Annotated in this window: 19 protein-coding genes; 12 read left to right on the top strand and 7 right to left on the bottom strand. The window is 69.5% G+C overall.

Going from position 1 to position 19,680, the window contains the following annotated elements:
• Nucleotides 1–47: 47 nt before the first annotated feature.
• From ACVFYP_RS26290 to ACVFYP_RS26300, 3 genes are all read left to right on the top strand, one after another.
• Nucleotides 48–2,939, top strand: a complete 2,892-nt coding sequence (locus tag ACVFYP_RS26290; protein ID WP_499203143.1) for a 2-oxoglutarate dehydrogenase E1 component — start codon at nt 48–50, stop codon at nt 2,937–2,939.
• Nucleotides 2,940–2,970: 31 nt separating this feature from the next.
• Nucleotides 2,971–4,209, top strand: coding sequence for a 2-oxoglutarate dehydrogenase complex dihydrolipoyllysine-residue succinyltransferase (gene odhB, locus ACVFYP_RS26295; RefSeq protein WP_499203144.1), 1,239 nt, complete (start codon nt 2,971–2,973; stop codon nt 4,207–4,209).
• 91 nt (nt 4,210–4,300) lie between these two features.
• Complete coding sequence (locus tag ACVFYP_RS26300) at nt 4,301–4,618, top strand: hypothetical protein (protein ID WP_499203145.1); 318 nt, start codon at nt 4,301–4,303, stop codon at nt 4,616–4,618.
• A 2-nt stretch (nt 4,619–4,620) separates the two neighbouring features.
• On the opposite strand, the gene ACVFYP_RS26305 is transcribed toward ACVFYP_RS26300, so the two are convergent.
• The gene (locus ACVFYP_RS26305) at nt 4,621–5,592 is read right to left on the bottom strand and encodes a Bug family tripartite tricarboxylate transporter substrate binding protein (protein WP_499203146.1); all 972 of its coding nucleotides are present in this window, start codon (nt 5,590–5,592) and stop codon (nt 4,621–4,623) included.
• 59 nt (nt 5,593–5,651) lie between these two features.
• Here ACVFYP_RS26305 and ACVFYP_RS26310 point away from each other — a divergent pair, with 59 nt between their 5' ends.
• Nucleotides 5,652–6,113 (top strand): DUF3237 domain-containing protein, encoded by a 462-nt coding sequence (locus ACVFYP_RS26310; RefSeq protein ID WP_499203147.1) that lies wholly within the window; start codon nt 5,652–5,654, stop codon nt 6,111–6,113.
• Here ACVFYP_RS26310 and ACVFYP_RS26315 read toward each other — a convergent pair.
• Nucleotides 6,110–6,736: a TetR/AcrR family transcriptional regulator gene (locus ACVFYP_RS26315; protein ID WP_499203148.1), complete on the bottom strand. Its 627-nt coding sequence runs from the start codon at nt 6,734–6,736 to the stop codon at nt 6,110–6,112. The genes ACVFYP_RS26310 and ACVFYP_RS26315 overlap by 4 nt on opposite strands.
• A 97-nt stretch (nt 6,737–6,833) precedes the next feature.
• Between ACVFYP_RS26315 and ACVFYP_RS26320 the strand changes: the two genes are divergently transcribed.
• Nucleotides 6,834–7,226 carry a RidA family protein gene (locus tag ACVFYP_RS26320; RefSeq protein ID WP_499203149.1) on the top strand — a complete coding sequence of 131 codons (393 nt, stop codon included), beginning with the start codon at nt 6,834–6,836 and terminating at the stop codon, nt 7,224–7,226.
• A 9-nt stretch (nt 7,227–7,235) separates the two neighbouring features.
• Here the strand turns inward: ACVFYP_RS26320 and ACVFYP_RS26325 are convergent, their stop codons facing one another.
• Together ACVFYP_RS26325 and ACVFYP_RS26330 are read right to left on the bottom strand one after the other, a co-directional pair.
• A complete protein-coding gene (locus ACVFYP_RS26325) occupies nt 7,236–8,330 on the bottom strand; it encodes a serine hydrolase domain-containing protein (protein WP_499203150.1) in 1,095 nt (364 codons plus the stop codon).
• 8 nt (nt 8,331–8,338) lie between these two features.
• A complete protein-coding gene (locus ACVFYP_RS26330) occupies nt 8,339–9,226 on the bottom strand; it encodes an AraC family transcriptional regulator (protein ID WP_499203151.1) in 888 nt (295 codons plus the stop codon).
• Between the two features lie 123 nt (nt 9,227–9,349).
• Here ACVFYP_RS26330 and lpdA point away from each other — a divergent pair, with 123 nt between their 5' ends.
• The gene (gene lpdA / locus ACVFYP_RS26335) at nt 9,350–10,741 is read left to right on the top strand and encodes a dihydrolipoyl dehydrogenase (protein WP_499203152.1); all 1,392 of its coding nucleotides are present in this window, start codon (nt 9,350–9,352) and stop codon (nt 10,739–10,741) included.
• Between the two features lie 213 nt (nt 10,742–10,954).
• Entirely contained in the window at nt 10,955–12,013 is a 1,059-nt protein-coding gene (locus tag ACVFYP_RS26340; protein ID WP_499203239.1) for a DNA adenine methylase, read from the top strand.
• On the opposite strand, the gene ACVFYP_RS26345 is transcribed toward ACVFYP_RS26340, so the two are convergent.
• The 3 genes from ACVFYP_RS26345 to ACVFYP_RS26355 are packed head-to-tail and all read right to left on the bottom strand — an operon-like array spanning nt 12,003 to nt 15,042.
• Nucleotides 12,003–13,478 carry an FGGY-family carbohydrate kinase gene (locus tag ACVFYP_RS26345; RefSeq protein ID WP_499203153.1) on the bottom strand — a complete coding sequence of 492 codons (1,476 nt, stop codon included), beginning with the start codon at nt 13,476–13,478 and terminating at the stop codon, nt 12,003–12,005. The genes ACVFYP_RS26340 and ACVFYP_RS26345 overlap by 11 nt on opposite strands.
• Nucleotides 13,475–14,263, bottom strand: a complete 789-nt coding sequence (locus ACVFYP_RS26350; RefSeq protein WP_499203154.1) for a BtpA/SgcQ family protein — start codon at nt 14,261–14,263, stop codon at nt 13,475–13,477. Before ACVFYP_RS26350 ends, ACVFYP_RS26345 begins: the two co-directional genes overlap by 4 nt.
• Nucleotides 14,264–14,274: 11 nt before the next feature.
• On the bottom strand, nt 14,275–15,042 hold the full coding sequence (locus ACVFYP_RS26355; RefSeq protein ID WP_499203155.1) for an SDR family NAD(P)-dependent oxidoreductase: 768 nt from the start codon (nt 15,040–15,042) through the stop codon (nt 14,275–14,277).
• Nucleotides 15,043–15,128: 86 nt separating this feature from the next.
• Between ACVFYP_RS26355 and ACVFYP_RS26360 the strand changes: the two genes are divergently transcribed.
• The 5 genes from ACVFYP_RS26360 to ACVFYP_RS26380 all read left to right on the top strand — a co-directional run bounded on the left by ACVFYP_RS26360 (nt 15,129) and on the right by ACVFYP_RS26380 (nt 19,626).
• Nucleotides 15,129–16,163: a questin oxidase family protein gene (locus ACVFYP_RS26360; RefSeq protein ID WP_499203156.1), complete on the top strand. Its 1,035-nt coding sequence runs from the start codon at nt 15,129–15,131 to the stop codon at nt 16,161–16,163.
• Between the two features lie 132 nt (nt 16,164–16,295).
• On the top strand, nt 16,296–17,267 hold the full coding sequence (locus ACVFYP_RS26365) for a Bug family tripartite tricarboxylate transporter substrate binding protein (protein ID WP_499203157.1): 972 nt from the start codon (nt 16,296–16,298) through the stop codon (nt 17,265–17,267).
• A gap of 20 nt (nt 17,268–17,287) precedes the next feature.
• The gene (locus ACVFYP_RS26370) at nt 17,288–18,082 is read left to right on the top strand and encodes a class II aldolase/adducin family protein (protein WP_499203158.1); all 795 of its coding nucleotides are present in this window, start codon (nt 17,288–17,290) and stop codon (nt 18,080–18,082) included.
• Nucleotides 18,075–18,932 carry a substrate-binding domain-containing protein gene (locus tag ACVFYP_RS26375; RefSeq protein ID WP_499203159.1) on the top strand — a complete coding sequence of 286 codons (858 nt, stop codon included), beginning with the start codon at nt 18,075–18,077 and terminating at the stop codon, nt 18,930–18,932. The genes ACVFYP_RS26370 and ACVFYP_RS26375 overlap by 8 nt, the downstream gene beginning before the upstream one ends.
• A 178-nt stretch (nt 18,933–19,110) precedes the next feature.
• Entirely contained in the window at nt 19,111–19,626 is a 516-nt protein-coding gene (locus ACVFYP_RS26380; protein WP_499203240.1) for an adenine phosphoribosyltransferase, read from the top strand.
• Nucleotides 19,627–19,680 lie beyond the last annotated feature (54 nt).

Below are 19,680 nucleotides of genomic sequence, written 5' to 3' on the forward strand. Positions count from 1 at the left end.
TGTTGTGGCGGCCCGCCGGCAGAAGGCTGGGCGCAACGGAGACGGAAATGGCCGGAGTGGATGTCCTCGCAAGTGCGATGTCGGGCGCGAATGCGACCTACCTCGCCGACCTCTATGCCCGCTGGGCGGAGAAGCCGGACAGCGTCGATCCCTCCTTCGCTGAGCTGTTCGGGGCGCTGAATGACGAGGCGCGGGCTGTGCTGACCGATGCGGTCGGCGCCAGCTGGGCGCCGCGCATCCGGGGCGCCTTCGGGCCGGAACCGGAAGCCCCGGCGCCGAAGAAGGGCGACAAGGCCGCCCCGGCAGCCGCCGCGGGCAATACTGTGGACAAGGCCGCGGCGCAGCGGGCGGTGCTGGATTCGATCCGCGCCCTGATGCTGATCCGCAGCTACCGCGTGCGCGGCCATCTGGAAGCGCAGCTCGATCCGCTCGGCTTGCAGAAGCCGAAGCCGCATCCCGAGCTGGACCCCAAGACCTACGGTTTTGCGGAAGCCGACCTGGATCGGCCGATCTTCCTGGATTTCGTGCTCGGCCGCGAATACGCGACGCTTCGCGAAATCCTGGCCATCTGCCGCGCGAGCTACTGCGGCTCGATCGGCACCGAGTTCATGCACATCCAGGATCCTGAGCAAAAGTCCTGGATTCAGCGGCGGATCGAGGGTGCGCCCTGGGTCAAGGCCTTCGATACCCCCGCCAAGCGCCAGATTTTGCAGCAGCTTACGGAAGCCGAGGGCTTCGAGGCCTTCTGCGCCAAGAAATACGCCACCACCAAGCGCTTCGGTCTGGAGGGTGGTGAATCCACCATCCCGGCCATCCAGTCGGTCATCGAGGTCGCGGCCAGCCAGGGCGTGAACGAGGTGACGATCGGCATGGCCCATCGCGGCCGGCTGAACGTGCTGGTGAATGTCGTGAAGAAGCCCTTCACCGCGGTGTTCAGCGAATTCAAGGGCAGCTCCGCCCATCCGGACGACGTCCAGGGCTCGGGCGACGTGAAGTACCATCTGGGCACCTCGACCGATGTCGAGATCGCCGGCCGGATGGTGCATCTGTCCTTGCAGCCCAACCCCAGCCACCTGGAAGCGGTGGACCCGGTGGTGGTCGGCAAGGTGCGCGCGCGCCAGGACATGGCGGGCGACACCAAGACGCGCCGCAGCGTCATGGGCATCACCCTGCATGGCGACGCCGCCTTCGCGGGCCAGGGCCTGGTGTACGAGACGCTGGCGATGAGCCAGCTCATCGGCTACCGCACCGGCGGCACCATCCACATCGTCACCAACAACCAGATCGGCTTCACCACCGTCCCGGCGCATGCCTATTCTGGGCTGTACTGCACCGACGTGGCGAAGAGCATCCAGGTGCCGATCCTGCATGTGAATGGCGACGACGCCGAAGCGGTGGTGTTCTGCGCCCGCATGGCGGCGGAATTCCGTATGCAGTTCGGCGCCGACTTCGTGCTCGACATCGTCTGCTATCGCCGCCACGGCCATAACGAGACGGACGAGCCGGCCTTCACCCAGCCGCTGATGTACGGCCGCATCCGCGAGATGAAGACCACCCGCACCCTCTATGCCGAGAAGCTGGCCCGCGAGGGCTCGGTCCCGGCTGATGAGTCGAAGGCGGTTCTGGATGCCTTCAACGCCCAGCTGGAGGAAGCCTTCCAGGCCGCCTCCTCCTTCAAGCCGAACAAGGCGGACTGGCTGGAAGGCCATTGGTCCGGCCTGAAGTCGGTCGCGGTGGGCGAGGAAGTCGAGAAGCTGCACGAGACCGCCGTCAGCCTGGAGACGCTGCGCGAGGTCGGCGGCGTGCTGTCCCGCGTCCCGGCGGATTTCGGCGCCAATCCGAAGATCCTGCGCCAGCTCGAAGCCAAGAAGCAGGCGATCGAGACCGGCGAGGGCATCGACTGGGCGACGGGTGAGGCCCTGGCCTTCGGCACCCTGCTGCTGGAAGGCCACCGCGTCCGCCTCTCGGGCGAGGATGTGCAGCGTGGCACCTTCAGCCATCGCCACGCCTATCTGATCGACCAGAAGACCCAGGCGGAATACGTTCCGCTGAACAACCTGCGGGCCGACCAGCCGAAGTTCGAGGCCTTCAACAGCCTTCTGTCCGAATTCGGCGTGCTGGGCTTCGAATACGGCTACACCCTGGCCGACCCGCGCACCCTGGTGCTGTGGGAGGCGCAGTTCGGCGACTTCGCCAATGGCGCCCAGGTCATCATCGACCAGTTCATCGCATCCGCCGAGACCAAGTGGCTGCGCATGTCCGGCCTGGTGATGCTGCTACCGCATGGCTATGAGGGCCAGGGGCCGGAGCATTCCTCCGCGCGCCTTGAGCGCTACCTGCAACTCTGCGCCGAGCGCAACATGCGGGTCGGCAATCTGACGACGCCCGCCAATTACTACCACGCGCTGCGCCGCCAGCTGAAGGCGAACTACCGCAAGCCGCTGGTGCTGATGACGCCGAAGTCGCTGCTGCGGCACAAGCTGGCGGTCTCCTCTCTGGCCGATTTCGGCCCCGGCAGCGCCTTCCAGTACATCATCCCGGAGACCGACGCCCTGGTGGCGGAGGATCAGGTGAAGCGCGTCGTGCTCTGCACCGGCAAGGTCTATTACGACCTGCTGGCGGAGCGGCGGGAGAAGGGCGTGAAGGACGTGGCGATCATCCGCGTCGAACAGCTCTACCCCTTCGCCAAGACGACGCTGGCGAAGGTGCTCGCGCCCTATCGCAACGCCGACGTGGTCTGGTGCCAGGAGGAGCCCGAGAATATGGGCGCCTGGACCTTCATCGACCGCAAGGTCGAAGGCGTGTTGCGCGAGATCGAGATCAAGGCGAAGCGCCCGACCTATGTCGGCCGCATCGAAGCGGCGAGCCCGGCCACGGGCCTTGCCAAGGTTCACCAGCAGCAGCAGGAAACCCTGGTGCGCGAGGCGCTCGGCCTTTGATGAGCGCTCCACAGGGCAGAAGGCAGGACAGATGACCGATATCGTGGTGCCCCCGCTCGGGGAAAGCGTCTCCTCCGCCACTGTGGCGCGGTGGCTGAAGAAGGCCGGCGAAGCCGTGGCGATGGATGAGCCGCTGGTGGAGCTGGAGACCGACAAGGTCACGGTTGAGGTCAATGCCGCCGTTGCCGGCGTGCTGGAAAGCATCAGCGCGGATGAGGGTGCGGAGGTTGAGGCCGGCGCCGTGATCGGCAGCATCGCCGAGGGCGCGGGCGCCAAGCCCGCCTCCACTGGCACGCCGACCGCGCCGAAGCCGGCCGCGGCCGCCCCGGCGCAGCCCAAGACCGAAGCGCCGCAGCCCGCTCCGGGCCCGGTGGCGCGCCCGGCCGAAGGTGCGGCCAATGGTCCTGCCGCCACCAAGGCGATGGCCGATGCCGGCGTGACGCAGGCGCAGGTTGGCGCTGGCACCGGCAAGGATGGCCGCGTGACCAAGGGCGACGTGCTCGCCTTCCTTTCCAAGCCCGCCGCCGCCCCGGCCCCGGCCGCAGCCCCCAAGGCGGCGCGTGCCCCGGGTGCCGGTGAGGAGCGGGTGAAGATGACCCGCCTGCGCCAGACCATCGCGCGCCGGCTGAAGGAAGCCCAGAACACCGCCGCCATGCTGACCACCTTCAACGAGGTGGATATGGGCGCGGCGATGGCGCTGCGCGCCGAATACAAGGACGTCTTCGAGAAGAAGCACGGCGTGAAGCTCGGCTTCATGTCCTTCTTCGTGAAGGCCTGCGTCGCGGCGCTGAAGGAATTCCCGGCGGTGAACGCCGAGATCGACGGCGACGAGATCATCTACAAGCACGCCGTCCATATGGGCATCGCGGTGGGCGGCCCCTCCGGCCTCGTCGTGCCTGTGGTGCGGGATGCGGACCAGATGAGCTTCGCCGAGATCGAGAAGACCATCGGTTCCTACGGCAAGAAGGCGCGTGACGGCGCGCTGAAGCTGGAGGAGCTGACCGGCGGCAGCTTCACCATCACCAATGGCGGCATCTACGGCAGCCTGATGTCCACGCCGATCCTGAACCCGCCGCAGTCCGGCATCCTGGGCATGCACAAGATCCAGGAGCGGCCGATGGCCGTGGGCGGCAAGGTCGAGATCCGGCCGATGATGTACATCGCCTTGAGCTACGACCACCGCATCGTCGACGGCAAGGAAGCGGTCAGCTTCCTGGTGCGCGTGAAGGAAAGCATCGAGGACCCGCGCCGGCTGATGCTGGACCTCTGAGGCACGGCTAAACCCCCCACCCCGGCCCTCACCCGTTTACGGGGGAGGGCCGGGGTGGGGGCCAGCGACCTCCCCTATGCCGAGGCGCCTCATGCTGATCCTCGCCTTCGGCTTCCTCGCCCTCTGCGCCGCCCTCGAATACCGCGCCCGCGGCGAGCCGGCGCTGCGCCCCGAACCCCGCACCGACCGCATCTGGCGCGGCCTTGGCACGCTGGCCGGGCTGATCTCGGCCATCGGACCGCTGGTGGTGATGGCCCGGATCGACGTGGCGCAGGGCGCGGGCGCCTATCTGCTGGGCGCCGCCTTCGCCTTCGCCGGCGGTTTCACGCCGGAACGCTGGTGGGGCATGACCTCCATGGCCGCCGGCGTGTTCGGGCTCGGGCTGCTTGGCGGCGCGCTGCTGCGATAGCGCTACTCGATGGCGCGGAAGCCGGTGGCGCGCACCACCTCCGCCCAGCGTGTCGTCTCCGCCTGCATCATCCGTGCGAAATCCACGCGGCCATTGCCGGCGGGCCGGAAGCCGGTCTCGGCCAGGCGGGCGCGCAGCGGCGGCGCGGTCAGCACGCGCAGCACCCCTTCCTCCAGCGCCGCCAGCACCGGCGCGGGCGTCGCCGCCGGGGCCACCAGGCCGAACCAGGCGTGGAAGGCCAGGCCCGGGCGGCGCAACTCCGTCACCGTGGGGACGTCCGGCAGCAGCGGCGCGCGCGCCGGCCCGGTGACGGCCAGCGCCTTCAGCCGCCCCGCCTGCACATGCGGCGCGACCAGGGCGATGGTGCCGAACATGCCCTGCACATCGCCGCCCAGGATCGCGGCCATGGCGTCGCCGGTGGCGCGGAAATGCACCGCCTCCGCCCGCAGCCCGGCATCCGCGGCCAGCATGGCGGCGCCGAAATGGCCGGGCGTGCCGGCGCCGAAGGTGCCCATGAAGACCTGCGGCCGCGACTTGCCCCAGGCGACGTAGCTGTCGAGATCGGCGACCGGCAGGCTGGCCGGGACCACGAAGGCGAAGTCGATCGCCGCGACCTCCGCCACCGCGGCGAAATCGCGCGCCGGATCGTAGGGCAGGCGCGCATAGGTGCTGGGCGCCATGGCAAGCTGGCCGACCTCCCCGAACAGCAGCGTGGTGCCATCGGGCGCGGCGCGGGCCACCTCCTGCGCCGCGATGGCGCCGGCGGCGCCGGGCTTGTTGTCCACCACCACGCCGGCCGGCCAGGCCTCGCGCAGTGCCTCCGCCAGCAGGCGCCCGACCACATCCGGGCCGCTGCCCGGCGGGAAGCCGAGCACCAGGCGGATCGGCCGTTCGGGCAGGGCGGCGCGGGCGGAGAAGGGCAGCAGGGCGGCGGTGGCCAGCAAGGCGCGGCGCGGCAGGTGCATATGGCGCATGGACGGGTCCTCCTTGATTGTTATGTTGCATAATAAGCAAGACTGGGGACGCATCGGCAATGGAAAGCGCGGCACTGGCTTCCGAATTCGTGGCGCTGGCGGAGGTGGCGGTGGGCCCGCCGGTCTCGCTTGGCGCCGGGCCGCTGGGGGAACGGCGCATCGTGCCGATTCTGGGTGGGCGCATCGAAGGGCCGCGGCTTTCGGGCGAGGTGCTGCCCGGCGGCGCCGACTTCCAGCTCATCCGCCCCGATGGCGTGGCGGAGATCGAGGCGCGCTACACGCTGCGCCTGGCCGATGGCGCGCTGGTGCAGGTGACCAATCGCGGCCTGCGCCATGCGGCGCCGGAGGATATGGCGCGGCTGCTGCGTGGCGAGCCGGTGCCGCCCGGGCGGGTCTATTTCCGCACCGCCCCGGCCTTCGAGACAGCGGCCCCGGCGCATATGTGGCTCACCCGAAGTCTGTTCGTCGGCCTGGGCGAAAGGCGGCCCGAGGCGGTGTTGATCCGGGTCTTCGCGGTTTAACCGTCACCCTCCGCCCGGCGCAGCAGGCCGGTGGCGAGGCTGCGGAAGGCCTGCACGGATTTCGCCAGCACAACAGGCGCGTCCTGCGCCGCGGCGATCCACAGCGCGGCGCTGAGCGCGGCGCCGTTCAGCAGCCGGGCCGCCGCCTCGGCATCCAGGCGCTGGACAATGCCCTGGTCGATCAGCCCCTGGATGGTCTGCGTGGTGGTGCGCAGGCAGGCATTCTGGCTTGGCCAGCCCGACGGGTCGCCGAGCACGGCTGGACCATCCAGCAGCATGATTCGCTGGATTTCCGGCTCCAGCGCCATCTCGATATAGGCCACCGATTCATCGAGCAGCCCCTGCCAGGCATTCGGCGCCCGGTCCCGCACCTCCGCCAGGCGGGTCGCCATCTCGGCGTCGATCTGGTCCACCACCGCCTGAAGCAGCCCGGTTTTGTCGCCAAAGTGGTGGTACAACGCGCCGCGCGTCAGCCCGGCCTCCGCCGTCAGCTCATCCATCGAGGCCGCCGCATAGCCCTGCGTGGCGAAGGCCCTTCGGGCGGCGTGGATCAGCCGGGCGCGCGTTTCCTCCACCATCTGCGCCCGCCGTCGCGCCACCACCGGCACCTCCGCAATTGACATACGCCGCGTATGTCCTCAGTTGGACATACGGCGCGTATATCTTTCGCGCGCCATCACCGCAATGCGGGCCGGTCCCGCCATCTGGATGGAACGACACATGACCACACGCGAAGCGATCTTCCCCGCCGGCCGCCAGGCCCTTTATGAGACCAACCGCTATTCGGCGGCGATCCGCTCCGGCGATCTGCTGTTCGTCTCGGGCCAGGTCGGCAGCCGCGAGGATGGCTCGGCGGAGCCGGACTTCGCCCGTCAGGTCGCCCAGGCCTTCGCCAATCTCGCGGCGGTGCTGAAGGCGGCCGGTTGCGGCTTCCAGGATGTGGTGGATGTCACCACCTTCCACACCGACCCCGAACGTCAGCTGGAGACGGTGGCGGCCGAGCGGCTGAAGGCCTTTGGCGGCCCGCCCTACCCGAACTGGACCGCTGTGGGCGTGACCTGGCTTTCCGGCTATGAGTTCGAGATCAAGGTTATCGCCCGCATCCCCGGTTGAACCGGACGCCTATCGCAGCAGGTTGGCCAGCACGATCTCCCGCCACACGCGCGTGGGCGCCACCCAGGCGTCCGGCGCATTGTAGCGGCTGGCGAAGATCGCCAGCGTCAGCCCCGCCGCCGGCATGATCCAGATCCGCTGTCCGCCATTGCCGAAGCCGCCGAACCAGGGCTGCGGTGGGCCCGCGCCCGGGGCGTCGCGGCCGATGAACCAATGCCGGCCATAATGCAGCCCGTCGCCGGTGGCGATCACCGGCCGCGTCGAGGCGGCGATCCAGTCGCGCGGCACCACCTGCCTGCCCTCCACCGCCCCGCTTTGCCGCACCATCTCGCCAATTCGTGCCAGGTCGCGCAGGGTCAGCCGAAGGCCCGAGGCGGCGGATTCCTCGCCCGCTGCCCGGCCGTGCCATTCGAACTGCGCAATGCCGAGCGGGCCGAACAGCGCCTCCCGCGCATAATTCGGCAGGGACTGGCCGCTGCCGCGCGTGATCAACGCGCCGAGCACCGACGTGGCGCCGCCGCTATAGGTCCAGCGCTGGCCCGGCGGCGTCGCCACCGGCTGTTCCAGCACGTAGCGCAGCCGCGACCGGGCTTGCTCCATCGCGATCTCGCTGTTGAGCGCATTCAGATAGGACCCGCTCTCGTCCCAGCGCAGCCCCATGGTCATGGACAGCGCGTGCTCCACCCGCATCCCGGACCGCGCGGGATCGGCGGTGAGGTCGGCGAATTCGGGGAAGTTCGGATAGAGCGGCGCCTCCGGCGGCGGCACCTGGCCGCGCGACAGCGCGATGCCATAGAGCAGGCCGACGATGCTTTTGGTGACGGAGCGCAGATCGTGCAGCACCTCCGGCCCCATCGCCACCTGGCCGATCGGCCGGCCCCAGGCCTCGTCCGGGCCATCGTCGTAGCGTTCCAGCAGGATGCGCCCGTCCCGCGCCAGCAACACGCCGTGCAGCCCGCGCAGCAGGCCCGACCGGATGCCGAAATCCAGCCGCTCCGCCAGATCAGCCACGAAGCCGCCCTCCGCCGGCGTCGCACGGCCCCACGGGGCCTGGGCGGCGGCGGGCGTGGCGAGGCTGGCGGCGAGCAGCGCGCGGCGGGGCATGGCACGGATCACGTGGCGGACATGCCGCGGGGCCGCAACGGCAGCATCACCGCCGTCAGCCATTCGCTGGGTGGCAGGCCCCGGCAGTCGTTCAGGTAATCCTCCCGCACCGGCTCATCCGCCGGTTCCTCGCCACTGGAAGGCAGCCAGTCGCGGTACAGCCAGGTGTAGGCGCGTTCCAGCTCGGCATAGGGGCCCTTGAACAGCAGCACGGCGAAGCGGTTGGCGGGCAGATCGCGGATCGTCACACCCTCCGACCCTTCCACGCCCTCTGGTACGCCCTCTGGCACCACAATGCCGGCCTCGGCGCGCAGGTCCTTCTCCGCCACGCTGCTGGGGTCGTCATGATACAGGCCAAGGAAGCGGGGCGCCGGACCGACCAGGCCGCGCGCGGCGGCCCAGGCCTTGATGCGGTCGAAGGCGGTGCCGATGGCGTTGTAGGCACCGCGATGCGTCACGCAGGCCAGCCGCAGTGGCGGTTCCTGGCGGATTTCGATCGGGAACATGGCGGGCTCCTCGGGCGGGTGCGGGGGCAGGCGGTGACCGATGCCGCCGGAATCGCGATAGGCGGCGGGCGGGATGCCATAGGCGGCGCGGAAGGCGCGGGTGAAGGCGGCGGCGGAGCCATAGCCGCTGGCCTTGGCCACCGCGGCGACGGACAGCCCGCCGCGCGCCAGCAGCCCGGCGGCACGGGACAGACGCTCCCGCGCCAGGGTCTCGGCCGGCGTTTCGCCGGTGATTTCTCGGTAGATGCGGTGGAAGTGATAGGGGCTGAAGGCAGCCGCCCCCGCCAGCTCCTCCAGCCCCGGATTGCGGGCCGGATCGGCGGCGATCAGGGCGATCGCGCGGGCGATGCGCTTGCCATAATCCCGTTGGGTGAGAAGTTTCGTCGCCATCCGCGAATCCTTTTGCATCTCCATCCTGCCTGATGCCGGCTTGATCGCGCTTGCGATCTTGCCGCGACTTGCACCCTGCGGGACGCGGGCTATGGTCCGCGCAGCATTCGCAGGATCACCTTCATGTCCGAGAGCTTCGACCTTATCGTCATCGGCGCCGGCCCCGGCGGCTATGTCTGCGCCATTCGCGCGGCGCAGCTCGGCATGAAGGTGGCCTGCGTGGAAAAGCGGGCGACACTTGGCGGCACCTGCCTCAATGTCGGTTGCATCCCCTCCAAGGCGCTGCTGCACTCCTCCGAGCATTACGAGGAAACCAAGCACAAGCTGGCCGATCACGGCGTGATCGTGGAAGGCGTGAAGATCGACCTGGCGCGCATGCAGGCGCGCAAGGGCGAGGTCGTCTCCGCCAACGTCAAGGGCGTGGAGTTCCTGTTCAAGAAGAACAAGGTGACCTGGCTGAAGGGCGAGGCGACCATCCCCGCTCCGGGCCAGGTCAGCGTCGCCGGCACCACCTATGCCGCCAAGAACATCGTGATCGCGACGGGCAGCGAGAGCATCCCGCTGCCGGGCGTCGAGGTGGATGAGAAGCAGATCGTCACCTCCACCGGCGGGCTGGAGCTGGAGAAGGTGCCGGGCCACCTTGTCGTCATCGGCGGCGGCTATATCGGGCTCGAGCTTGGCAGCGTCTGGCGCCGGCTTGGCGCCGAGGTGACGGTGGTGGAGTTCCTCGACCGTCTGGTGCCGACCATGGACAGCGAAGTGGGCAAGCAGTTCGAACGGGTCCTCGGCAAGCAGGGCATCAAGACGAAGCTGAAGACCAAGGTCACCGGCGCCAGCAAGGACAAGGACGGCGTGACCCTGACGCTGGAGCCGGCGGCGGGCGGCGCGGCGGAGACGCTGAAGGCCGATGTGGTGCTGGTCGCCATCGGGCGCCGCGCCTTCACCGGCGGGCTCGGCCTGAAGGAAATCGGCGTGGCACTGGATGAGCGCGGCCGCGTCGTGACCGACGCGCATTACGCCACCAATGTCCCCGGCATCTTCGCCATCGGCGACGCGATCGTCGGCCCGATGCTCGCCCATAAGGCGGAGGAGGAGGGCGTGGCCATGGCCGAGATCCTCGCCGGCCAGCATGGCCATGTGAACTACAACGCCATTCCGGGCGTGGTCTACACCTGGCCGGAGGTCGCCAGCATCGGCGAGACCGAGGAGCAGTTGAAGGCCCGCGGCGTCGCCTACAAGGTCGGCAAGTTCCCCTTCACCGCCAATGCCCGCGCCCGCGCCATGGGCGACATCGACGGCTTCGTGAAGATCCTGGCCGACAAGACCACCGACCGTGTGCTCGGCGCGCATATCATGGGCGCCGATGCCGGCACGCTGATCGCCGAGATCGCCGTCGCCATGGAATTCGGTGCCAGCGCCGAGGACGTGGCCCGCACCTGCCACGCCCACCCCTCCCTGAACGAGGCCGTGAAGGAAGCCGCCTTGGCTGTCGACGGCCGCGCTTTGCATATTTAATTGCCCTCAAGCGGCGGGCGGCGGCTCCGCCGCCTTGCCTTCGCGCCGGTGCACTGTTGCGCCCGGCCGCATTGATGGTTTGGGCGCGTGCCGCATTCGCGGCCTCGGCGCGCTGAAGTGCGCGCGCCGCCTTCTCTGCCATTCCAGCCGTAGTCCGATTGGCAAGGTCGCCGGCCCGCCAGGCAACCCGGGAGCGGCAGCCTGATAAAATACCTGGGGTCGAAGAAGGCGCTGCTGGGGGCGATCCTGGGGGCGGTGGGGGCTGCGGCGGGGGAACGGGCCGTTGTGGCGGATCTGTTTTCGGGGTCCGCCCGGGTGGCGCATGCGTTGAAGGCCTCCGGCTGGCGGGTGCTGGCGAATGATGAGTTGCGCTTTGCTGCGACCCTGGCGCGCGGCGTGGTGCAGGCCGATCTGGAGGTCTGGGGGGAGCGGGCGCGCAAGATTCTGGCGGAGCTGTCGCATCTGCCGCCCGACCCCGGCTGGTTCACCGAGACCTATGCCGTCCAGGCCCGCTATCTGCATCCGGTGAACGCCGCGCGGCTGGAGGCGATGCGCCAGGCGATCGCGCGGCTGGAGCCGGAGCCGGAGCTGGAGGCGGTGCTGCTGACCGCCCTGGTGCAGGCGGCGGACCGGGTGGATAACAGCCCCGGCCATCAGATGTCCTTCCTGCGGGAATTGGCGCCGCGCGCCCTGAAGCCGCTGGCGCTGCGCCTGCCGGAATTGCTGCCCCGCCCCGCCGCCGGCCCCTGTCTGGCACTGGGGGAGGATGCGGTGGGGCTGGCCGGTTCCGTCGATTGCGAGGTCGCCTATCTCGACCCGCCCTATGACCAGCACGCCTATCTCGCCAACTACCATCTGTGGGAGACGCTGGTCCGCTGGGATCGGCCGGAGGTCTATGGCCGGGCGCGGAAGCGCCTGGATTGCCGTAGCCATCGCAGCGCCTTCAACACCCGCGCCGGCATCGGCCCGGCCTTTGCCCAGCTTGTGGCGGCGCTGCGGGCGCCGACCCTGATCGTGTCCTTCGGGGCGGAGGGCTTTCTGGACCGCGCGACGCTGGAGCGGATGCTGGCGGGGCGCGGCTTCCTGCAGGTGCTGGAGGTACCGCATCGCCGCTATGCCGGCACGCGGCTCGGCATCCATAACGGCCGGGGGGAGAAGGTCGGCACGCCCGGCCCGGCCGGGACGGTGGAGCGGCTGTATGTCACCAGCCAGCGGCGGCTCGACCTGCCGCGCGGCCAGGATTGGCGGGTGGTGGACTGCGCTACCAGCTGAGCCGGGGGTAGAGCGGCTTCAGCGACAGGTACAGGTCCTTCCAGACCGGGAAGGCGGCGTCGTAGGTGGCGTTCGCCGCCGGGTTCGGCACCACCACGCGCCCGGGCCGGACGAAGCGCGGCATCTGCTGCCAGTCGGGCAGGGCATCGATGCCCATGGCGGCGACATAGGCGGCGCCGAGGCAGGAGCCGGGATGGCCTTCCAGCAGGTGCAACTCCATCCCCAGCACATCCGCCGCCACCTGCATCCAGACGGCGCTGCGCGTGCCGCCGTCGGAGGCGATGAGGCGGGTGACAGGGTAGCCGATCTGCCGCGCCACCTCGACATGGTGGCGGAAGCCGAAGGCCACCGCTTCCAGCGCCGCGCGCCAGATATGGCCCGGCGCGTGATGCAGGCCGAGGCCGACCAGCGTGCCGCGCGCGGCGGGGTCGTGGATCGGCGTCTTCTCCCCGAGGAAATAGGGCAGCAGCAGCAGCCCCGCGGCGCCGGGCGGGGCTTCGGCCGCCAGCGCATCCAGCGCCGCATGGTCGCGGCCGAGCAGGGCGGCGAGCCAGTTCAGCACCGCGCCGCTGCTGGCCATGCAGCCATTCGGCAGGAACAGCCCGGGCGCCAGGTGGTAGTCCAGGAACAGCCGCGCATCGGGGATCGGCCGGTCGGTCGCCAGCAGGATGTCGCCGGCGCCGCCGAACTTGATCAGCGCATCGCCAGGCCGCGCGATGCCGGCGGCGAAGGCGGAGGCGACATGGTCCGCCGCGCCCGCCACCACCGGCGTGCCCGCCGCCAGGCCGGTGAAGGCGGCGGCTTGCGTCGTCACATGGCCCACCACCTCATGCCCCGCGCGCAAAGGCGGCAGTTGGGCGCGGGTGATGCCGGCGAGGGCGATCAGGTCATCGGCCAGTGCATCGGTCGCCAGATCGACGAAGCCCGATTCCAGCGCGCAGTTGCGCTCAAGCGAAGCGACACCTGTCAGGCGGCGAGTGATCTCGTCATAGCTGCCGAGCACGGTGTGGATGCGGGCGAAGATCTCCGGCTCGTGTCGCGCCAGCCAGCGCAGGCGCGGCGCCAGAAGCTGCTGGTTGATGCCATTGCCGGTGCGTACCAGAAATTTTTCGGAATCCACCTCGGCGGCAATCTCGGCGACCTGGGCGCCGCAGCGGCCGTCGGATTGCTGGATGGCACGGCGCATGGGGTGGCCCTCGGCGTCCAGCAGCACCATCGCCGGCACCATGCCGCTGACGCCGATGGCCTGCACATCGCCTGGCGCTACCCCGGATTGCGCCAGCAGCGCGCGGCAGACGGTGGCTGTGTTGCGCCACCATTCCTCCGGGTCTTCCTCCGCCCAGCCGGGATGCGGCGCGTGCAGCGTGGTGGGCGCATCGGCCAGCGCCAACACGCGCCCGCCCGTCTCCACCAAGATGCCGATGGTGGAGGTGGTGCCGATGTCCAGGCCGAGTACGATGCTCATCGAAAGCCGCGGACGTGGTCCATAAAGCGCTTCACGCGTGCGCCATCGACCGGCGCCCAGGTGTCGCCACCCTGCTTGAAATGCGTGCCGACGACGCAGCCATCGGCGGTGGCCAGGATGTCCTGCACCGTGTCAAGCCTTACGCCGGTATTGGCGAAGACCGGTGTGGCGCCGACCGCCTGCTTGGCGCGCTGCAATTCGGAAAGCTGCACACCCTCGCCGGTCATGCCGCCGGAAACGCAGACCACATCGGCGAGGGAGGAGAACACTGCCGATTTCGCCCGGGTCTCGATCGGCCGCGTGTCCATCGGCGCGGCGAATTCCGCATTGATGTTGAACAGCAGCGTCAGGTCCTGGCGCCCGAGCCGTGCCCGTTCCTCCAGCGCCGCCGCCGCATCTGGCGCCCAGAGTCCCATGTCGGAGGCATAGACGCCGGTGAAGATTTCGCGCGCGAAGCTGGCGCCGGTGGCGGCCGCGAGCTGCACGGTGGCGACGGGGTCCCAGAGGTAGTTCACGCCGAAGGGGACCGACAGCTCCGCCTTCAGCTCTCCTACCAGCGCCGCCATGGCCGCGAGGCCGGCGGGCGCGGCCTTGGTGCGATAGGGGCGGTCACCCTCATTGCCGAACATCACGGCGTCGACACCGCCCGCCTGCAAGGCCGCGATGTCGCGCTTCGCCGCATCGCGGATCTTGGCCATGCCGCCGGCGGTGTCGTAGGCGGAGGCGCCGGGCAGGGGCAGGAAATGCACCATCGCCACGATGGGTTTGTTCAGGCTGAGCAGCACGGTAGGGCCTTTCAAGTCGTGTAGACGCCGCCGGTGACGTTCACCGCCTGGCCGGTCATGAAGCGCGCCAGGTCGCTGTGCAGGAAGACGACAACGCGGGAAACGTCCTCCGGCACTTCCAGCCGGCCGAGCGGTGTCAGCGCAATGTATTCGGCGATCACCGCCTCCGGCGTCATGCCGCGCAGCGCCGCCTCCCATTCCACTTCGCGGTCCTGCATGCCGGTCTTCACGAAGCCGGGGCAGACGCAATTGGCGCGGATGCCGCTGGCGGCGACTTCCCGTGCCAGGCCCTGGGTGAAGCCGACCACGGCGAATTTGCTGGCCGAGTAATGCGCCAGCAGCGGCGCGCCGATCTTGGCGGCCAGCGAGGCGGTGTTGACGATGCTGCCCTTGGTGCCGCGCGGCAGCCAGCGCCGCAGCGCCGCGCGGTTGGTCAGGAAGACGCCCTTGGCATTCACATTCATGTTGAAATCCCAGTCCTGCTCAGTGAGGTCCGGGACGCGCCGCATGGTGGAAACGCCGGCATTGGCGCAGAGGCAGTCGATCGGCCCGATCGCTGCCTCCGCCGCATCGAAGGTCGCTTCCGTGGCGGCGGCATCGGTCACGTCCAAAGGCAGGGCCATCGCCGCCGGGCCGATGGCCTGGGCCACCCGCGCCGCGGCGGCACCATCCAGATCGGTCACCGCCACCTGGGCGCCGGCCTCCGCCAGCGCCACGGCGATGGCCGCGCCGATGCCGGTGCCCGCGCCCGTCACCAGCGCGCGGCGACCCTGTAACAAGCCTGAACCCATGCTGGACCTCCGCCACCGATGGCGGGAGGATGCACCAGGCGCGCCCGTTCGGGCACCCCATCGGAGACCGCGGCATGAGCGACACGACCCTGCTGGAGGCGCCCGACGCTCTGACCGAGGCGCGTGGCCTGAGCGCCGAATATGGTGGGGCCTTCGCCAATCACACGCCGATGGTGCTCTGGGCGCAGCGGCAATTGGGCGGCGGGGAGGCGGCGGCACGGCGCTTCCTGTCCAACTACATCCAGGAATTGAAGCTGGGGCCTATGGCGCCGGCGGATGGCGAAATCCGGCGCGAGGACTGGACCGCGCGGCTGGGCGACCGGCGGGCGGAGGCCGCCTATCGGGCCTTCTTCCTGGCGGAGCTGGAACGGCTGGGCGATGCGCGGGCCTTGCAGCGCCTTTATCTGCCCCGGCTGCTGCCCGGCATCGCCGCCTCCGCCCTGCATGCGCTGATGCGCCTGGCCTATGCGACGTTGTCGGAGGAGGAGGCGGAGGTCGCCACGGCGTTGGGGTACTGGGCCACCACCTATCTCCCGCTGGGCGAGGGGATCAGTGCCGCGCCCATCACCGACCGGCCCGCCGGCGTCTTGCTGGAAGTCGGCGCGCAGCCTGCGCTGAAGGCGATGGAATTCGATGACGGGCTGCTGTGGCACGCCATGCGCCGCACCGCCGCCATGCCGGAATTCGCGGCCGTGCATGACTGGCTGGCGGTGGGGCCGGACACGATTCCGAAGATGGCGAAGGACTCCCTGCTGCTCTTCGCCGGCACGCTCGATTTCTGCGCCCTGCATGCGCTGACCGGCACGCATTGGCTGCGCCTGATCCTGCCGGTGCTGGACCCGGCCGACCAGCAGCGCGCCATCCGCTTCTTCTGGCAGGCCATCGCCTCGGTCTATCCCAAGATGGGCTGCCCGCTGCCGCTGGATGAGGCGGCGGCGGAGGCTCTGCGCCGGCTGCCGGTGCCCGACTGGCCGGAGATCACCGCCGCCGCCTGCGCTTCCGACGACGAGCACGACGTCTCGCTCACCTATTCGGCGCTGTGCGAGGAGGCGCATTGGGGCGACCGGCTGTACCGCGTGCTGGCGGCACGGCGGCTGGGGCTGGCGTGACAGATTTGGCGTGACAGATGCAAAATAGGAAACACCCCGCTCATTCTTTCCATTTGTCGCATGAGAGCGCCCGGCGCATTCTGCCGGGCTGAAACGGGCGGCGGCACGATCGCCCGTCGGGAGAACGTGACCATGACCATCTCGCGGCGCGCTGCGCTGGCCCTTCCCTTTCTGACGCTTGCCGCGCCGGGCGCGCGGGCGCAGGAGGCCTGGCCGAGCCGACCGGTGCGCTTCATCGTTTCCTTCACCCCCGGCGGCACCACCGACATCATCGCCCGTCTGGTCGGCGCCTCACTGACCGAGATGTGGGGCCAGTCCGTCGTCATCGAGAATCGGCCCGGTGCCGGCGGCAATATCGGCAGCGAGCATGTCGCCCGCTCCGCGCCCGATGGCTACACGCTGCTGGTGGGCTCGGTCGGGCCGCTGGCCGTGAATCAGTCGCTGGTCAAGAACATGCCCTATGACACGCTGCGCGACTTCGCGCCGGTGACGCTGCTGGCGGGCGTGCCGAACATCCTGGTGGTGCCGGCGGCCTCGCCCATCCGCGACGTGGCGGGGCTGGTGGCGGAGGCGAAGCGCCGGCCCGGCGCGCTCAGCTATGGCTCCACCGGCGTTGGCACCTCCGCGCATCTGTCCGGCGTGATGCTGGACCACATGGCGGGCATCCAGACGCTGCATGTGCCCTATCGCGGCGCCGTCGCGCTGAACGATCTGCTGGCCGGGCGGGTGAACTTCATGTTCGCCACCATCCCCTCCGTCATGGGGCATATCCGCGACGGGCGGCTGCGGCCGCTGGCTGTGTCCTCCGTCGAAAGGTCGCGCTCCAATCCGGATGTGCCGAGCATGGTGGAGTTGGGCTACCGCGAATTCGACGCCTCCTCCTGGTTCGGGATGGTGGCGCCGGCGGGCACGCCGCAGCCCGTCATCGACAAGATCGTCACCGATGTGCATGCCGTGTTGCAGCAGCCACGCATCGCGCAATCCATGATCGAACAGGGCGCCGACCCGGTCGGCAACGGCCCTGATGCCTTCCGCACCTTCCTGGCGCATGAGATCACCCGCTGGCGTGAGATCGTGCGCATCGCGGGTGCCCTGCCTGAGTGACCTGACCGGAGATCAAGCCCATGCCCGACAGTCCCGACCGCTTCATCATCCCCTCGCTCCGCGACCGCGTCTCGCCGGAGGAATGGCAGGCCCGCATCGACCTCGCCGCCTGCTACCGCCTGATCGACCTCTACGGCATGTCCGACATGGCGGCGAACCACATTTCTGTTCGTGTGCCGGGCGAGGACAATGCGTTTCTCATCAACGCCTACGGGATGCTCTATGAGGAGATCACCGCCTCGTCGCTCGTGAAGATCGACGTGAAGGGCAATGTGCTCATGCGCCCGGAATTCCCCAACCAGCTGGGCTACGGCGTGAACCGCGCCGGCTTCGTCATCCACGGCGCGATCCATGAGGCGAGCCACGAGATCGCCTGCGTCATCCACACCCATACCTGGCCGGGCATGGCGGTATCCTCGCTGGAATGCGGGCTGCTGCCGATGAACCAGACCTCCATGCGCTTCGCCAAGATCGGCTACCACGACTATGAAGGCGTGGTGCTGGACCTGGAGATGCAGGAACGCCTGGTGCGCGACCTGGGCGACAACAACGCGCTGATCCTGCGCAATCACGGGCTGCTGACCGTCGGCAAGACGGTGGGCGAGGCCTTCAACGCCATGCACCGGCTGGAACTGTCCTGCCGCGCGCAGCTCGCCGCCCAGGCCACCGGCCAGAAGCTGGTGGAGGTGCCGCAGGCGGTGGTGGACGCCACCTGGAAAAACTACCAGCCCGGCACGCGCCGCCCCTATGGCGTGATGGAATGGCCGGGCCTGCTGCGCAAGCTGGACCGGTTGGACCCCAGCTATCGTGACTGATTTGCGCGTTCTGAAGACGGCGCTCGGTAGCTATGCGGGCACCAAGGCTCTGCTGGAGGGACAAATTCCCTCCAGCAAGCTGCGGCTGGACTTCGAAAAGGTCGCGCCGATCTCGAAGGCCTTCGCGCCGATGGTGCGTTCGGGGAAATTCGAGGTCAGTGAGATGGCGATCGCCACCTTCCTGATGGCCCGCGCCTATGACAAGCCGCTGGTGCTGCTGCCCGTGGTGCTGGTGGAGCGCGCGCAGGAAGCCGCGATGCTCTGCCGCAAGGACGGCCCGATCCAGGGTCCGGCGGATCTCGCCGGCGCGCATATCGCGGTGCGGGCCTATAGCCAGACCACCGGCATGTGGCTGCGCGGCAGCCTGGCCGAATCCTTCGGGGTGAAGGCGAACCAGCAGCGCTGGACCACCTTTGAGGGCGCGCATGTCGCCGAATTCAGCGATCCGCCCTGGGTGACGCGCGCGGCGCCCGATGGGCCGGACCTGCTGGCCATGCTGCGCTCCGGCGCGGCGGATGCGGCGATCTTTGGCAATGACATGCCGGATGCGCCGGATCTGCGGCCGGTCTTCGCCGATGCCCAGGCCGCGGGCGCCGCCTTCAAGGCGAAGCACGGCTTCCTGCCGCTGAACCATCTGGTGGTCATGCGGCGCGATGTGGTGGAGAGCGACCCGTCCCTCGTGCCGGAGCTGCTGCGCATGCTGCGCGAGTCGGGGGCCGCGGTGCGCAGCCGGGCGGAACTGCGCCCGGCTTTGGCGCTGGCCATCGACTATTGCGCCGAACAGGGCCTGCTGCCGCATCGCTTCACGCCGGAGGAGGCCTGGGCGGGCCTGCCGGCGGAGGTGCCGTAGCGACCGATCCGGGCGGGGGGCGGGCGGCTGCCCGCGAAAGGTTGCCGCCCCCGCCCTGTCCGCCTAGTTTCCCGCCACGCGGCAGCACGGTCGGGCCTGGCCGCGGCGCCGCGGCAGGGAGCATCCGAAGCGCAGCATGGCCGACACACATCCCGCCCGCCTCGCCGGCGACCCGAGCATTGATCTCAAGGACCATATCCGCGGCATCCCGGACTTCCCGAAGCCCGGCATCATGTTCCTGGATATCTCCACCTTGCTGCGGCATGGCCCCGCCTGGCGCACCGCCATGGCCCGGCTGGCCGATGTGATCCGCCCGCATCAGCCCACTTTGCTGGCCGGCATCGAAAGCCGCGGCTTCCTGGTGGCGGCGCCCCTGGCTTTGGAGCTCGGCCTGGGCTTCGTCATGCTGCGCAAGCCGCGCAAGCTGCCCGGCCTGACCATCGGCCTGAACTACGCCCTGGAATACGGCACCGACCGCATCGAGATGCAGGCCGATGCGGTGAAGCCGGGCGACCGCGTGGTGGTGCTGGACGATCTTCTGGCCACCGGCGGCACGCTGGCCGCCGGCATTTCCCTGTTGCGTCAGGCCGGCGCGGTGGTGCCCTGCGCGGCGACTCTGATCGAGCTGAGCTTCCTGGGCGGCCGGGCGCGTATCGACGTGCCCTTCGAGTCGCTCATGACCTACGACAGTTGACGTTGGCCTTGCCACGCTTCTGCCCCATTTGGGCGGCTAGCTGCCTGCCATGAA

Source organism: Roseomonas sp. F4 (assembly GCF_053891155.1).

Excerpts from the sequence above, each read along its gene's own strand:
- ACVFYP_RS26290 (WP_499203143.1), top strand. The coding sequence starts at position 48 with ATGGCCGGAGTGGATGTCCTCGCAAGTGCGATGTCGGGCGCGAATGCG.
- odhB (WP_499203144.1), top strand. The coding sequence starts at position 2,971 with ATGACCGATATCGTGGTGCCCCCGCTCGGGGAAAGCGTCTCCTCCGCC.
- ACVFYP_RS26300 (WP_499203145.1), top strand. The coding sequence starts at position 4,301 with ATGCTGATCCTCGCCTTCGGCTTCCTCGCCCTCTGCGCCGCCCTCGAA.
- ACVFYP_RS26305 (WP_499203146.1), bottom strand. The coding sequence starts at position 5,592 with ATGCGCCATATGCACCTGCCGCGCCGCGCCTTGCTGGCCACCGCCGCC.
- ACVFYP_RS26310 (WP_499203147.1), top strand. The coding sequence starts at position 5,652 with ATGGAAAGCGCGGCACTGGCTTCCGAATTCGTGGCGCTGGCGGAGGTG.
- ACVFYP_RS26315 (WP_499203148.1), bottom strand. The coding sequence starts at position 6,736 with ATGTCAATTGCGGAGGTGCCGGTGGTGGCGCGACGGCGGGCGCAGATG.
- ACVFYP_RS26320 (WP_499203149.1), top strand. The coding sequence starts at position 6,834 with ATGACCACACGCGAAGCGATCTTCCCCGCCGGCCGCCAGGCCCTTTAT.
- ACVFYP_RS26325 (WP_499203150.1), bottom strand. The coding sequence starts at position 8,330 with ATGCCCCGCCGCGCGCTGCTCGCCGCCAGCCTCGCCACGCCCGCCGCC.
- ACVFYP_RS26330 (WP_499203151.1), bottom strand. The coding sequence starts at position 9,226 with ATGGCGACGAAACTTCTCACCCAACGGGATTATGGCAAGCGCATCGCC.
- lpdA (WP_499203152.1), top strand. The coding sequence starts at position 9,350 with ATGTCCGAGAGCTTCGACCTTATCGTCATCGGCGCCGGCCCCGGCGGC.
- ACVFYP_RS26345 (WP_499203153.1), bottom strand. The coding sequence starts at position 13,478 with ATGAGCATCGTACTCGGCCTGGACATCGGCACCACCTCCACCATCGGC.
- ACVFYP_RS26360 (WP_499203156.1), top strand. The coding sequence starts at position 15,129 with ATGAGCGACACGACCCTGCTGGAGGCGCCCGACGCTCTGACCGAGGCG.
- ACVFYP_RS26365 (WP_499203157.1), top strand. The coding sequence starts at position 16,296 with ATGACCATCTCGCGGCGCGCTGCGCTGGCCCTTCCCTTTCTGACGCTT.
- ACVFYP_RS26370 (WP_499203158.1), top strand. The coding sequence starts at position 17,288 with ATGCCCGACAGTCCCGACCGCTTCATCATCCCCTCGCTCCGCGACCGC.